This is a genomic window from Pseudomonas sp. B21_DOA, from assembly GCA_030544685.1.
GTDB lineage: Bacteria > Pseudomonadota > Gammaproteobacteria > Pseudomonadales > Pseudomonadaceae > Aquipseudomonas > Aquipseudomonas fluorescens_AO.
This window is the reverse complement of sequence record CP086683.1, coordinates 3,501,097-3,514,640: the sequence shown is the minus strand read 5'-3', so window position 1 is coordinate 3,514,640 and position 13,544 is coordinate 3,501,097. Positions and strand designations below refer to the sequence as shown.

Here is a 13,544-nt window from a genome sequence, read left to right as displayed (position 1 = left end):
GGCAAGGTCAGCGTATAAAGGCCATGAATCTGGCGTTGTTTTTCCATGGTTTAGCGGGTTGGGTGGTCTTTAATGGCTTTGCAATAAGGAACTCTTGCCAGCCCGACGTCCTCTTGCAATACGAATCCGAAACGCAACAAGCAGTGGCAAGCCCTTCAAGGAAGATGTAGATGCGCGAACGCAAAGCAGCACGATTACTGGTCATAAGTCCTTCGCAAGAAGTTCTGCTTTTCAGATTTATCCATGAAAACGGCGCCTTGGCCGGCAGAAATTACTGGGCAACCCCAGGCGGCGGCCTTGAAAGCGACGAAACGTTCCATGACGCTGCAATACGTGAGTTGCTTGAGGAAACCGGCATAGAGGCCAGCGGCGTTGAGGGACCTGTAGCGCACCGTGATTTTTCCATGCTATTACCCAGCGGCGAAACAGTACTCGCGGTCGAACAATATTTCGTCGTGCATACGCCAAGCGAGCGGCTATCCAGAACTGGCTGGACTCAGGAAGAAACCGAGGTCATAGCCGATCATCGTTGGTGGTCCGCTGAATCGCTACGAGGCACCGACGATCAGGTATGGCCCGAGAGGCTGGATGAAATGCTGGTGAATGCAGGCATCTTCGAGTCGGTCAGGTAATCATCGATCTCCATTGAAAATAACGGACTGACCTCATGGATACTTCCCAAGAAACCCCATTGGAAACATCACTCCGGCTGGCCGCGGACGAACCCGCGCATCGCCCTGACTTCTATCGCACCCTGCTGGATTCCACTGTCTACATCCTCGGCACCGCCGGTGCGGCGCAAGGTCATGTCAATCTCGAAGCCGGCAGCAATATCAGCATCGCTCATTGGCAGAAGCCCGATGGCACGCCGGTCATTCCGTTCTTCTCCTCGCTGCCAACGCTGCAACAATCCATCGACAGCGAGCAGAGCTATGTGGAGATACCTGCACGATCATTGTTCGAAATCACGCTGGGCGCGCTGCTCTTTCTGAATCCGAAGTCGCCGTACGGCAAGGAATTCCTTCCGGAGGAAGTGCAACGCCTGCTCTCAGGCGAAATCGGCCGGCCCGCCACGCAGCGTACCGTTGAAAAAGAAACCAACGTGTTGCTTGGACAGCCTTCGGACTACCCATCGACGATGGTCCATTCGCTTTCGCAATTGCTGGCCAAACACGCCAATGTGAAACGCGCATTCCTGGCGCTGATGCACGACGCCTCGGTTGATGAAAAACCGCACCTGATCGTCGGCATCGAAGCGGATGGCGATATCGAGCAGGTCATGCGCGAGGCCGGCAATGTCGCTGGGGATACAGCCCCTGATGGCGGGCCGGTTGATTTTTGTCGCGTGCTGATGGGAGAAGCCGGGCTGAGTGATTACTTCCTCAGGGAGACCAAGCCTTTTACGAACGCAAGTCACCGAGCAAGCTGCGTTCTTTTTGGGTTTGGTAGAGCGTGATGATCAATCCACTTAAAGCAGCACTCGCGGCCTCGCTTGTCATCGGCCTTTCGACCAGCGCACTGGCTGACATCAGCGCCATCGGTTTCCAGTCCACCATCCTGCCCGACCCGCAACACAAACGTCCGCTGGAAATGGTCGTCTGGTACCCAGGCACGACAACAACCACCGCCCAATTGATCGCCGATGACGCAGTCTTTGTTGGTGCCTCAGCCGTTCGTGATGCGCCGCCCGTTGCGAGTGAGCATCCCTTGGTCGTGCTGTCCCACGGTTACCGAGGCAACTGGAGCAATCAGGCCTGGCTGGCGAGTGCGCTGGCCCATCAGGGTTATATCGTCGCTGCCGTCAACCATCCCGGCACCACCACCCATGACCGTAGCGCGGTGGCGGCGGCACAGTTGTGGCTGCGCCCCGCCGACCTGAGCCGCGCCATTGACGCAGTCACTTCTCAACCGGATAAATTCGGCGCCGTCGACAAGGGTCGCATTGCGGTGGTCGGCCACTCCCTCGGCGGCTGGACTGCGCTGGAAATCGCCGGAGCACGGTTCGATCCGGACCTGTTTGCGGGCGATTGTAAAATCCATCCGCAGCTCTCCAGCTGCAAGGTCTATCGACAGATGACTCCGGTAAGCACCCCGGAATTGAAGACAGCACTGGCCGGTGACCTGCGCGACCAGCGCGTCACCGCTGTGATTTCGCTGGACCTGGGCCTTTCGCGCGGCATGACCAGCCAGAGCCTGGCGACATTGCCGGTGCCAACGTTGGTGATCGCTGCTGGTGCACCGTCGCAGGATCTGCCGGCAGCATTGGAGTCAGTTGATCTGGCCAAGCGCCTGCCTCTGGCATCGACGCGTTATATCGAAATCGCCGACGCCAGCCATTTCAGCTTCATGTCGCAGTGCAAACCAGTGGCGGAGACTTTGCTTGAAGAAGACAGTCCGGGTGACGGCATCATTTGTCGCGATGGTGAAAATGCCCGGCCACGTGCGGTGATTCAGCAACAGGTAACGTCACTGATCAGCGATTTTCTTGCAAAAACTGCGAGCAGCCATCAAACCCTTTGATCAGATCACGTTCGTTCATGACCTTGGAATCAGCCAACCCGCCCTCATAACAGTGGGTATCCCCCATCGTCTCCGAGAGGAAGCACACACCATGACCACTCAAACCGAAACTGCCATTCTCGCCGGCGGCTGCTTCTGGGGTATGCAGGATCTGTTACGCCGCTACCCGGGTGTGCTGAATACCCGCGTCGGTTACACCGGCGGTGATGTGCCGAATGCGACCTATCGCAACCACGGCAACCATGCCGAAGCCATTGAGATCAAATTCGATCCGGCGATAATCAGCTACCGTCAGATCCTCGAGTTCTTCTTCCAGATCCACGACCCGAGTACGCCCAACCGGCAGGGCAACGATCTTGGCCCGAGCTATCGCTCGGCGATCTATTACCTTAACGACGAGCAGCGCGCCGTCGCCGAAGACACCGCTGCCGACGTCGACGCTTCGAAATTGTGGCCCGGCCGAGTAGTTACGGAAATAGAACCTGCCGGCCCGTTCTGGGAAGCGGAACCCGAGCACCAGGATTACCTGGAGCGGATTCCGAACGGCTACACCTGCCACTTCATCCGGCCAAACTGGAAACTGCCGAAGCGCGCTTGACGACAACGGCGTTGGCTGGGCTCGGTGCCCCACCAACGCCGCCCCCTGATCAAATCACAAATGCACCGGCACCGCTGGCGCCGAGCCCGGCTCCGGCACATCGACATTGACCTTCAGTGCAATCAGCAGCGCGGCCAGCAACATCAGAATTCCAGCCGCTACAAACACGCCATTGATACCGCTGAAACTGAACACCGAACCGCCGGCGGCGGCGCCTGCGGCAATCGCCGACTGCACCGATGCGACAACCATGCCGCCTGCGCTTTCGGCCTGATCGGGTATCGAGCGCGCCACCCAGTTCGACCATGCGACCGGCACGCCACCGAAGGCCATCCCCCACAGCGCCAAGAGCAACGCCTGCCCGGTGACCGACGCCGGTAACCCGACCAACGCCAGAGCAGCAACGCCCACCAGCACTGGCATCAGCACCAACGTTGCCCTTGGATTGCGCTGCAACAGCCAGCCGGCGAACAGCGTGCCGGCAAAGTTCGCCACGCCGAAACCAAGGAGCATCAGCGCCAGCGTCTGCGGGCCGACGCCGGTGGTGCTTTCCAGAAATGGCCTGATATAGGTGAACAACGCAAAATGACCGGTGTGTACCAATACGCAGCCAAACATGCCGACGGCAATGCCCGGTCGCAGCAACACCTCAAGCACCGTACGCAGGCGTGACGGACGATGCGGCGCCAGACTGGGTAGCGTGAACATCTGAAAGACCAGCGTCACCACGCCCACCGCTGCTGCTGCGAAAAACGCACTGCGCCAGCCAAACTGGCCGCCGAGATAGCTGCCCAACGGCACCGCCACCACGGTACCCACGGCGATCCCGCTGAAGATGATCGACAACGCGCGGGGCAGCAGCGCCGCCGGCACCAGGCGCATGGCCACGGCCGCCGCCATGCTCCAGAATCCGCCCAGAGCTATGCCCAAAAGGATGCGCATGATCAGCAACACTGCGAGGCTGGACGACAACGCCACCAGCAGATTCGAGGCGATCATCAGTGCCGAAAAGCCGAGTAATACCAGCCGCCGATCAAGGCTGCGCGTCAATCCTGGCACCAGCAATCCGGCAAACAGCGCGACCACCGCTGTCACGGTAACGGCTTGCCCCGCCAGCGCTTCACTGACGCCGAGATCGAGCGCCATTGGTGTCAGCAGGCTGGCCGGCAGATATTCCGCCGTGAGCAGACCAAACACACCCATCGCCAGTGAAAACACCGCCATCCATGCAGGCACCATCGGCGCCTCTTCAATTCGCCCATCACCTACACGTTCATTCATTTCAAGACTCCCTCGGACATTTCGAGAAGGCAGTCTATTGAGGGCAATCCGGATGATCTATGATGCGCAGTCTTGAACTTTTGATCGAAACCCCGAACATGACGAGCATTGATTCCTTCTCTGTGTCTTCAGACCTGATCACCGAGTTGTTGCGCAGCATGCGCCTGCGTGGCGTGCAATATCGGCGGATCCACGCCGGCCCGCCCTATGGCCTGGGTTTCAGCGACAAACCCGGCCATGCGTATTTCCATTTCGTTGCCGCCGGATCGACAGTGTTGCGACTGGAGGACGGCAGCTTGTACGAATTGTCGGCAGGCAATGCGGTATTCATTGCCCATGGTGCTGCGCACCAGTTGCTGTCTCATGCAGGCGCCGAGGTGCAGGACATTGACAGCGCCGTCGCCGCACCGCTCGGCGACACGGTCTGCGCGGTGCAGGTCGGACACAGCGCCGATTTGCCCGATAGCGCCCTGCTCTTTAGTGGCTGTATGGAGTTCGAACTCGGCAGCCTGCAAGGCCTCGGTCGGCTGATGCCGGGTCTTATGCTGATCGACGCCGGTGGCCAGCGCTATCCGGGACTCATGCCGATTCTCGCGACCATGGAACGCGAAGTCAGCGCAGCGCGCATCGGCTTCGCCGGCATTCTCGCGCGCCTTGCGGACGTAGTGGCAGCAATGATTGTTCGCGGATGGGTCGAATGCGCTTGCGGCAATGCCTCCGGTCTCGTCGCCGCCCTGCGCGACCCTCGCCTGGCGCAGGCCTTGCTGGCCCTGCACCAACAACCGGGGCGCGACTGGAGCGTCGCCGAACTGGCAACGCTGTGCAACACCTCGCGCTCGGTCTTCGCCGAACGCTTCCAGACCACCCTCGGCACCCCGCCGCTACGCTATGCCACCGAACTGCGCATGCGCCTGGCCAGTCAGTGGCTGACCCTGGAAAGACTGCCGATCGAAGAAGTGGCGCAGCGCCTGGGCTACACCTCCCAAGCGGCGTTCAGTCGTGCCTTCAAGCGCATAACAGGCGCCTCGCCGGGAGCGAGTCGGCGCCAGCGCGCACTGTAAGAATTTGCATTAACAGCGCGGCAATGAATCCGAACCGCCCTCACCGCTGGACTTTCTCCAGCCCCGCGACCACCCGCTCCGCTGCCTGCAAATCCCCACGCGCCTCCAATTCCTGCGCAACCTGGCGCAACTGCTCAACCGTCAACCCCACATTCAGACTGATCTTCAAATGCGACTCCAGCTGTGATTCCACCCCAGCCATCGCTGCCAGCGCACCAACCGTTGCCAGTTCCCGATCCGTCCATTGCAGGTTGTCGCGGGCGAAGATATCGCCGAACAAGTGCGTTTTCAGAAACTGATCGATCGCCGGGGCGAATTCGAACAGTGGGCCGGACACCGGCGCTCCGACCAGACGAGTCTGATTGTCGGTGCCGAGTTCGATCAGCGCATACCCCGATGGCACCGGACCGGGCTCACGTCCTGCTGCGTCATCGATGCCGCGTGCAGCGCGTTCCTGCGCAACCTTCATCAGCAAGGACAAGGCGTTGAGGCTGCGCGGAAAACCGGCGTAGGCGTACAGCTGCACCAGAATTTCCTTGGTCTCGCTGATGCTCAGCCCGGCATCGAGACCACGATTGAGTGCGTCGTGCAAACGCGGCATGTCGCCGATTGCAGCGTTGGCGGCAATCGGCGCGATCGCCAGTTGTTTAGGCGTCAGAGGCTGTTCTTTCATGATCGGTTTCTCCGGTGATCGGGAAGGATTGGCGCAAAGGGGATTCACGCAGGCTGCACTGGCAAGGACCGCGCAGCCGAGGGCGACGATGCGCAAAAGACGCCCTTGATATAACGATCTCTGGTTCATCAATGACTCTCCTCACTCATGCAGAGTGAACGTCACCCGCACATCGCCGCGCCCCAAGGCTTCGGCCAAGTCCTGCGGCCGGTCGATGCGACCAAGACGCGAATAGGGGTAGGACGAATCGAAGGTCTTGTAGAAGACCACCAACGTATCGTCGCCATACAAAAGGAAATCGCCGTTGTGGATCGTGCCCGGCCGGTAGGGCTGGGTGGGCAATGGCGGCTGCACGGTGGCGTATTTTTCATTGCCGTGCAGGTCGGTCATTTCCAGGCTCAGCGGCAATCGCGTGAGCAATTGCCGGGTACTCGGGTTGTCATCCAGAGCAATGGCAAAACGCTGTTCTCCGACGGTCATCCACATCGTGCTGTCCTCCGTAGCGGTCGTTGCAGACAGAGCAAAGGGCAGCCATGCCATCAGTACGAATCCCTTCCAGCCGTTGGCAAAAATCCGCATCGCTTCGCTCCGTCGCGTTGAAAGTTACTTCAGGTTGCTCTTGAAGAACTGTGTCAGCTTGGCAAAAGGAATCAGCTCGACCCGGTCGTACAGATCGACATGGCCGGCATTCGGCACGATCACCAGTTCTTTCGGCTGCCCCGCCAACCGGAACGCCTCTTCGCTGAACTCGCGGGAGTGCGCGTCGGCACCGGCAATAAACAACATTGGGCGCGGCGAGATGCTCTCGATATCGACGAACGGATAGAAGTTCATGAACTTGGTGTTGCTGCTCAGCGTCGGCCGCGTGGTCTGTTGCGGCGTCGAGCTGGCCGGGGTGAATTCGCCGCGCGGGGTGCGGTAGAAGTCGAAGAATTCACGCTGGATCGGATGGGTGTCGGCCTTCAGTTCCAGCACCGTGCCGCCGGTGTATGCGACCTTGCCGCCGGTGAATTCGGCGTAACGCTGTTCGGCCGCTTGGGCGATGATCTGTTTGCGCTGTTCGAGGCTTTGCGAATGCTTGAGGCCGTCACGGTTGGCCGCCCCCATGTCGTACATGCTGACTGTAGCGATGGCTTTCATGCGTGGGTCGATTTTCGCCGCGCTGATCACGAAGCTGCCGCTGCCGCAAATGCCCAGCACGCCGATGCGCTCGCGGTCGATGAATGGCCGTGTGCCGAGGTAATCGACGGCCGCGCTGAAGTCTTCGGCGTACATGTCCGGCAGCACGGCATTGCGCGGCGCGCCCTCGCTTTCGCCCCAGAACGACAGATCCAGCGACAGGGTGACAAAGCCCTGCTCCGCCAGTTTCTGCGCATACAGATTGGCGCTCTGCTCCTTTACCGCGCCCATCGGATGGCCAACGATAATCGCCGCGCTGCGTGCTGCCGGGTCGAGTCCTTTGGGGACAAACAGGTTGCCGACCACGGTGAGTTGGTATTGATTTTTGAAGCTGACCTTCTGCACGGTCACCTTGTCGCTTTTGAAGAAATTATCGGCACCGTGGGACATGTCAGCTCCGAATGCAGTGAATGAACTCAGGACAAACCCGAGCAGTATGAACAGTCGTTTCATGGGGGCGTCCTTGATCGGGAACCCAGGCGAGGCCGGGATGGAGGTATTGTTACGCAGGCTTGAGGCTTTGATTAGCTAATGAGTGCTTAATGCGGTTATAAACCACGCTAATCAATAAACCCGAGCGTTGCGCCATGGCCAAACCCAACTTCAACGACCTGCTCGCCTTCGTCACCGTGGCCCGCAGCGGCAGCTTCACCCGCGCGGCGGTGCAACTGGGCGTGACGCAATCGGCGGTGAGCCAGGTAGTCTCGGCGCTGGAAGCGCGTCTGAAAATTCGCCTGCTGACCCGCACCACGCGCAGCGTGTCGCTGACGGCGGCCGGCGAACGCTTGCTGCACGCCATCGGGCACCGCTTCGATGAAATCGAAGCCGAGCTGGACGCCCTGACCGAGTTGCGCGACAAGCCCGCCGGCACCGTGCGGATCACCTGCGGCGACAACATCATCAATACCACTCTGCTGCCCAAGCTGACGCCGCTACTGCTGCAGTACCCGGACATCAAGCTCGAATTCGATATCAACTACGGTTTCCGCGACATCGTTGCCGACCGCTTCGATGCCGGCGTGCGCTTCAGCGACACCGTCGCCCAGGACATGATCGCCGTGCCGATCGGCCCGCCGCTGCGCATGGCCGTGGTTGCCTCGCCCGGCTACTTTGCCCGGCACCCCGCCCCGCAACACCCGCGCGAACTGGCGGCACACCGCTGCATCGATATTCGATTTCCGACCTACGACGGTGTCGATGCCTGGGAATTCGAGCGTCAGGGCAAAAAGCTGAAAGTACGGGTTGACGGCCAACTGGTGTTCAACTCCACCGTGCACATCGCCGACGCGGCTGTGAACGGGTTAGGGATTGCATACCTGCCTGAAGACGAGTTCGGTACGCACCTGGCCGAAGGGCGTTTGGTCAGAGTGCTGGAGGACTGGTGCGAACCGTTCGGCGGCTTCCACCTCTACTACCCCAGCCGCCGCCAACCGTCGCCGGCGTTTTCACTGGTGGTGGAAGCGTTGCGCGTGGTCAGAGATCCAGCCCCATTGTAGGAGCGAGCCTGCTCGCGATAGCGTCGGCACATCCAGCAGAGTAAGTGCCTGACCCAGCGCTTTCGCGAGCAGGCTCGCTCCCACAGGGTTTTGCGTCAGCCCCGGGAAATCATCGATTCACAAATACTTTGTGGGAGCGAGCCTGCTCGCGAAGGCGTCAGGTCAGTGAATTGATGACCAGGCTGACCCAGCGCTTTCGTGAGCAAGCTCTCTCCCACAGATATTTGCGTCAGCCCCCGGAAATCAGTCGATTCACAAACCCATTGTGGGAGCGAGCCTGCTCGCGAAGGCGCCAGACCAGCCACATCATCTCTGCGTGCCGGCCCCGCGACACCCTTACAACTTCGGCACGTCCCCGGTAGCCTCGGCAATCGTCGCCAAGGTTTCCTCCATGCTGGCGATGTCTTCATGCAGCTTTTGAAACACCAGATCCAGTGACTCGGGGGCGTCCACGGTCTGATGGCCACGAAGCGACTCGACGCTACCGCTCTCCACGTGCTGGAGGATGTCCACGCTTTCTCGCAGTGCCAACAGCTGATCGAAGATGGCGGCAATCTGCGCTTGGGTGCGGGTGCTCATCATTTCCACCCAAGCCTGGCAATGATCTCACGCCGATACGGCGTGTCGATCTGCGCCGGTACCTGCTCGATATAGTCGCGCGCTTGTTCGTGCGCTGCGCCGCTCAACCCGGCCAGATAGGAGACCGCGTCGTCGACATTTGGCACCAAGCCTTCAATGTTCTTGAATCTGCCGGGCAGCGCCGTCCAGATCACCGCGTCCAGTTGCCGAGGGATGGCCCATTCAGCGAGCACGCCCATTGCCGAGGTACCGATGGTGAAGCTGCCGATGCCGTCCTCCCTGCCCTCAGGCACGCCCTCGCGAAGACGCAAGACTTCACGGGCCTGATCAAGGTCGGTGACATCCAGTACCGACCACAGCACTTTGCACGGCGGCGCGTTCGCGCTTATGGCTGTAGTCAACTCGCCAGTGTCACTGACGCGAACGAAGTCGATCGGTACCTGCGGCCCGTCGGCAAACCACTCGCTTGCCAGCGGCAAACCGTCCGGCTTCCAGATCAGTGAGCCCCATCCCAGACATGCGATGACCATAAATCAGACCCTTCTGCAGAAACGATGAATACAGAGAAAAACGCGGCTCAGCCTTTGGTTTTTCGCGGGTCGGCAGCGCGCGGAAAGGTGCGCTCTTCCTGGATCGTCCCGTCCTCTTTATGGATTTTCAGCGAGGCGGTCTTGTCCTGCAGATAGTCGCTGGCGATCTGGGTGATTTCGGCTTTGGTCGCAGCCGTTTTCGACGCACGCTGCGCGCCCTCTTTGACCAGTTCCCAGCGCTGCTGGTTTTTGTTGATGTGGTAGTTATCCATTCCTTCACCTCTGATATGAATGACAAGATCGATAATGGATTGACCTTGAGCGGATCAGAGAGTTTGAAAGAATTGAGCCCGACTCAATACGCGAACTCGTGCCCCAATTCGCTCTCCATCCACGCCAGAAAACGCCTGACCCGTGGAAAGCTGGAATGCGCTTTGGGGAATACCAGATGGTGCGCCGCCACCGCAGCACTCAGTGATTCAGGCGCTACTTCAACCAGCGTGCCCGCGGCCAGATACTTCTGCGCCAGCAATGTGCTTTCCAGCGCGAAACCCAGGCCGTGACTCGCGGCTTCCAGCGACATGTACGAGCGATCGAAGCTCAATGCGTAAGGCCGCTCCGGACGCGCCAGACCATGCTGGGCAAACCATTGCGGCCATTTGAGCAGGGTGGCTTCCGACAGAATCAGATCGCACTCCAGCAGATCCGACGCGCCGCGTACCGGGCGTTGCGCGAGCAGTTTCGGTGAGGTCAGCACGGCGAATGTCTCGTTCCTGACGGTGCGCACCTCATAGCTTGGCCAGTTCGGCAGACCGTGGCGGATATCGACGTCGATCTTGTCGCGACTGAAGTGCAGCGATTCATAGGAGCACGACAGATTGATCTGTATGTCCGGATGACTGGCGCGAAACGCTTCCAGACGCGGCATCAGCCAGAGCAGGCCGAAGCTGGGCGACGAGTGCAAGCGCAGGCAATCGAGGCTGACATCGCTGGCCGCACGTTCGGTGGCAACGGCGAGACTGTGCAGAATCCCGGAGACTTCCTTGAGGTACTGCTCGCCGACCGGCGTCAGCGAGACGCCCCGAGCAGCGCGAACGAATAATTGCCGGCCGATCATCCCTTCGAGTTTCGCCAGTTGATGGCTGACTGCCGAGGGGTCAGGTCCAGCACTTCCGCCGCTCTGGCGACGTTGCCGAAACGTGCGGTTTGCTCGAAGGCCTGAATTGCTTTCAGCGGTGGCAGGATGATCGATGCCTCAGTGTCAGAGCGCATGGGGACTCCGTGGTGATTTCTTGTGATGTACGGACCGGTTTCATTCAAGCATTTGCGCAACAGCCTGACGAGTGCTGAATTTTTTCAGCATTGAGTGACTTCCGCGTTATTGCTCACGCTCGCCCCGGAGGACAAGCTGAGTCATCGGTTACTTACACACCGACCCAATAAAAACAATTCGAGGGAATCCTCCATGCTTCTTCAAGGCAAAGTCGCAATCATTACCGGCGCCGCATCTGCCCGTGGCATTGGCCGCGCTACCGCCAGCACATTTGCGCAACATGGCGCTCGCGTGGTCATCCTCGATCTGGATGCCTCCGCAGCACGTGACGCCGCCGCCGCACTGGGCGAAGGTCATCTGGGCCTGGCGGCCAACGTGGCCGACGAAGCGCAGGTCCAGCAAGCTGTCGCCACCATCATCGAACACTTCGGGCGCATCGATATTCTCGTCAACAACGCCGGCATCACCCAGCCACTGAAGACCCTCGATATTCGCGGTTCGGACTACGACAAGGTGCTGGACGTCAGCCTGCGCGGCACTTTGCTCATGTCGCAGGCGGTGATTCCGCTGATGCGTCAGCAGTCCTCCGGCAGCATCGTCTGCATGTCCTCGGTGTCGGCCCAGCGCGGCGGTGGCATCTTCGGTGGCCCGCATTACAGCGCGGCCAAGGCCGGCGTTCTGGGGCTGGGCAAGGCCATGGCGCGGGAACTGGGGCCGGACAACATCCGCGTCAACTCCATCGCTCCAGGGCTGATTCACACCGACATCACCGGCGGCCTGATGCAGGATGAACGCCGCCACGCCATCATCGACGGCATTCCGCTGGGGCGCCTGGGTCAAGCGCAGGACGTTGCCAACGCCGCGCTGTTTCTGGCCAGCGACCTGTCCGCTTATCTGACCGGCATCACCCTCGATGTGAACGGCGGCATGCTGATTCACTGAGTCACTCTGGGCGGGCCTGCGTGGCCCGTGCGGTTCTGGATCGATGACGCAGCCGGGCCTGATGGCCTGGCGGTCAATAAAAACAAGAGATCAGGCCATCATGACTACCCTGTCGCTCGAAGCGGTTTCGACCGTGCGCTCTTCTGCCTACCGCAAAACGGCCTGGCGGCTGATGCCGTTCCTGATGCTGTGCTACTTGTGCGCGTATCTGGATCGGGTCAACGTCGGTTTCGCCAAGCTGCAAATGATGAACGATCTGGCCCTCAGCGAAACGGTCTACGGACTGGGTGCCGGGGTGTTTTTCATCGGCTATTTCCTCTGCGAAGTGCCCAGCAATATCATCCTGCACAAGGTCGGCGCGCGGGTGTGGATTGCGCGGATCATGATCACCTGGGGCATCGTCTCGGCGCTGTTCGCCTTCGTCGAAACCGCGTGGCAGTTCTATGCCCTGCGCTTTCTGCTGGGGATTGCCGAAGCCGGCCTGGCGCCGGGCCTGCTGCTCTATCTCACTTATTGGTTTCCGTCCTATCGGCGGGCGCGTATGACCGTGTTGTGGTTCATCGCCATTCCGCTGTCGGGCATGGTCGGCGGCCCGCTGTCGGGCTGGATCATGAACCACTTTGCCGGTGTGCACGGCTGGGCCGGCTGGCAGTGGATGTTCGTGCTCGAGGCGGTGCCCACCGTGGTCGTCGGCCTGCTGGTGCTGAGCTACCTGAAAGACGGCGTGCATCAGGCGACCTGGCTCAATGACGATGAAAAAGCCCTGATCACTCGCGAACTGGCTGAAGACGACCAGCAAAAGTCACCCACGCCTCGATCGGCGAGTTCATCCGCGACCGGCGCTTGTGGCTGCTGGCGGCGATCTACTTCTGTGTGGTCATGGGCCAGTATGCGATTACCTTCTGGCTGCCGACACTGGTGCGCAACGCAGGGGTTTCCGACCCGCTGCACATCGGTTTCCTGACCAGCCTGCCTTATCTGTGCGCCATCGCCGCGATGCTGCTGCTCGGCCGCAGTGGCGACAAACATCGCGAGCGCCGCTGGCACCTGATCGTGCCGATGATCGCCGGTGCGATCGGTTTGAGCCTGGCAGCGATGATGGGCGGTAATTCGACCTTGTCGATCCTCGGTCTGTGCCTGGCCGCCTCCGGCATTCTGTCCGCCACCTCGTTGTTCTGGATGCTGCCGACCACGCTGCTCGGCGGCGTGTCTGCGGCGGCCGGCATCGCGGCGGTCAACAGCTTCGCCAACCTCGCCGGGTTCTGCTCGCCTTATCTGATCGGCTGGATCACCACCCTGACCGGTTCCAGCGCCATCGGCATGTACCTGATCACCGGCGTGCTGTTCCTCGGCGCCAGTCTGGTCCTGCGCATTCCCGCCGCTTTGGTCAATCGTTGAGTCAACGGAGTTTC

Annotated in this window: 14 protein-coding genes and 2 pseudogenes; 8 read left to right on the top strand and 8 right to left on the bottom strand. The window is 60.4% G+C overall.

Going from position 1 to position 13,544, the window contains the following annotated elements:
- Positions 1-170: 170 nt before the first annotated feature.
- From LJU32_16260 to msrA, 4 genes are all read left to right on the top strand, one after another.
- Positions 171-632, top strand: a complete 462-nt coding sequence (locus LJU32_16260; GenBank protein ID WKV87312.1) for an NUDIX domain-containing protein — start codon at positions 171-173, stop codon at positions 630-632.
- 35 nt (positions 633-667) lie between these two features.
- A complete protein-coding gene (locus tag LJU32_16255; protein ID WKV87311.1) occupies positions 668-1,456 on the top strand; it encodes an enhanced serine sensitivity protein SseB C-terminal domain-containing protein in 789 nt (262 codons plus the stop codon).
- Positions 1,456-2,520 carry an alpha/beta fold hydrolase gene (locus LJU32_16250; protein WKV87310.1) on the top strand — a complete coding sequence of 355 codons (1,065 nt, stop codon included), beginning with the start codon at positions 1,456-1,458 and terminating at the stop codon, positions 2,518-2,520. The genes LJU32_16255 and LJU32_16250 overlap by 1 nt, the downstream gene beginning before the upstream one ends.
- Before the next feature lie 91 nt (positions 2,521-2,611).
- Positions 2,612-3,118 (top strand): peptide-methionine (S)-S-oxide reductase MsrA, encoded by a 507-nt coding sequence (gene msrA, locus LJU32_16245; protein ID WKV87309.1) that lies wholly within the window; start codon positions 2,612-2,614, stop codon positions 3,116-3,118.
- 54 nt (positions 3,119-3,172) lie between these two features.
- Here the strand turns inward: msrA and LJU32_16240 are convergent, their stop codons facing one another.
- A complete protein-coding gene (locus tag LJU32_16240) occupies positions 3,173-4,399 on the bottom strand; it encodes an MFS transporter (protein WKV87308.1) in 1,227 nt (408 codons plus the stop codon).
- A gap of 62 nt (positions 4,400-4,461) precedes the next feature.
- On the opposite strand from LJU32_16240, the gene LJU32_16235 reads away from it, so the two are divergent.
- On the top strand, positions 4,462-5,460 hold the full coding sequence (locus tag LJU32_16235; protein ID WKV87307.1) for an AraC family transcriptional regulator: 999 nt from the start codon (positions 4,462-4,464) through the stop codon (positions 5,458-5,460).
- 40 nt (positions 5,461-5,500) lie between these two features.
- Here LJU32_16235 and LJU32_16230 read toward each other — a convergent pair whose 3' ends face one another.
- From LJU32_16230 to LJU32_16220, 3 genes are all read right to left on the bottom strand, one after another.
- Positions 5,501-6,133: a carboxymuconolactone decarboxylase family protein gene (locus tag LJU32_16230; GenBank protein ID WKV87306.1), complete on the bottom strand. Its 633-nt coding sequence runs from the start codon at positions 6,131-6,133 to the stop codon at positions 5,501-5,503.
- 141 nt (positions 6,134-6,274) lie between these two features.
- The gene (locus tag LJU32_16225) at positions 6,275-6,619 is read right to left on the bottom strand and encodes a hypothetical protein (GenBank protein WKV87305.1); all 345 of its coding nucleotides are present in this window, start codon (positions 6,617-6,619) and stop codon (positions 6,275-6,277) included.
- A gap of 117 nt (positions 6,620-6,736) precedes the next feature.
- The gene (locus LJU32_16220; protein ID WKV87304.1) at positions 6,737-7,765 is read right to left on the bottom strand and encodes an alpha/beta hydrolase; all 1,029 of its coding nucleotides are present in this window, start codon (positions 7,763-7,765) and stop codon (positions 6,737-6,739) included.
- A gap of 134 nt (positions 7,766-7,899) precedes the next feature.
- Between LJU32_16220 and LJU32_16215 the strand changes: the two genes are divergently transcribed.
- Positions 7,900-8,808 carry a LysR family transcriptional regulator gene (locus LJU32_16215; GenBank protein WKV87303.1) on the top strand — a complete coding sequence of 303 codons (909 nt, stop codon included), beginning with the start codon at positions 7,900-7,902 and terminating at the stop codon, positions 8,806-8,808.
- A gap of 336 nt (positions 8,809-9,144) precedes the next feature.
- Here the strand turns inward: LJU32_16215 and LJU32_16210 are convergent, their stop codons facing one another.
- The 4 genes and pseudogenes from LJU32_16210 to LJU32_16195 form a co-directional block, all read right to left on the bottom strand.
- Positions 9,145-9,387 carry a hypothetical protein gene (locus LJU32_16210; protein ID WKV87302.1) on the bottom strand — a complete coding sequence of 81 codons (243 nt, stop codon included), beginning with the start codon at positions 9,385-9,387 and terminating at the stop codon, positions 9,145-9,147.
- Positions 9,387-9,917 carry a hypothetical protein gene (locus LJU32_16205; protein ID WKV87301.1) on the bottom strand — a complete coding sequence of 177 codons (531 nt, stop codon included), beginning with the start codon at positions 9,915-9,917 and terminating at the stop codon, positions 9,387-9,389. Before LJU32_16205 ends, LJU32_16210 begins: the two co-directional genes overlap by 1 nt.
- Before the next feature lie 47 nt (positions 9,918-9,964).
- The gene (locus LJU32_16200; GenBank protein ID WKV87300.1) at positions 9,965-10,189 is read right to left on the bottom strand and encodes a DUF2188 domain-containing protein; all 225 of its coding nucleotides are present in this window, start codon (positions 10,187-10,189) and stop codon (positions 9,965-9,967) included.
- Positions 10,190-10,272: 83 nt separating this feature from the next.
- Positions 10,273-11,189, bottom strand: a pseudogene (locus tag LJU32_16195) (LysR family transcriptional regulator).
- 193 nt (positions 11,190-11,382) lie between these two features.
- Between LJU32_16195 and LJU32_16190 the strand changes: the two are divergent.
- On the top strand, positions 11,383-12,132 hold the full coding sequence (locus LJU32_16190) for an SDR family oxidoreductase (GenBank protein ID WKV87299.1): 750 nt from the start codon (positions 11,383-11,385) through the stop codon (positions 12,130-12,132).
- Positions 12,133-12,232: 100 nt separating this feature from the next.
- Positions 12,233-13,530 (top strand): annotated as a pseudogene (locus tag LJU32_16185) (MFS transporter).
- The last annotated feature ends 14 nt before the right edge of the window (positions 13,531-13,544 follow it).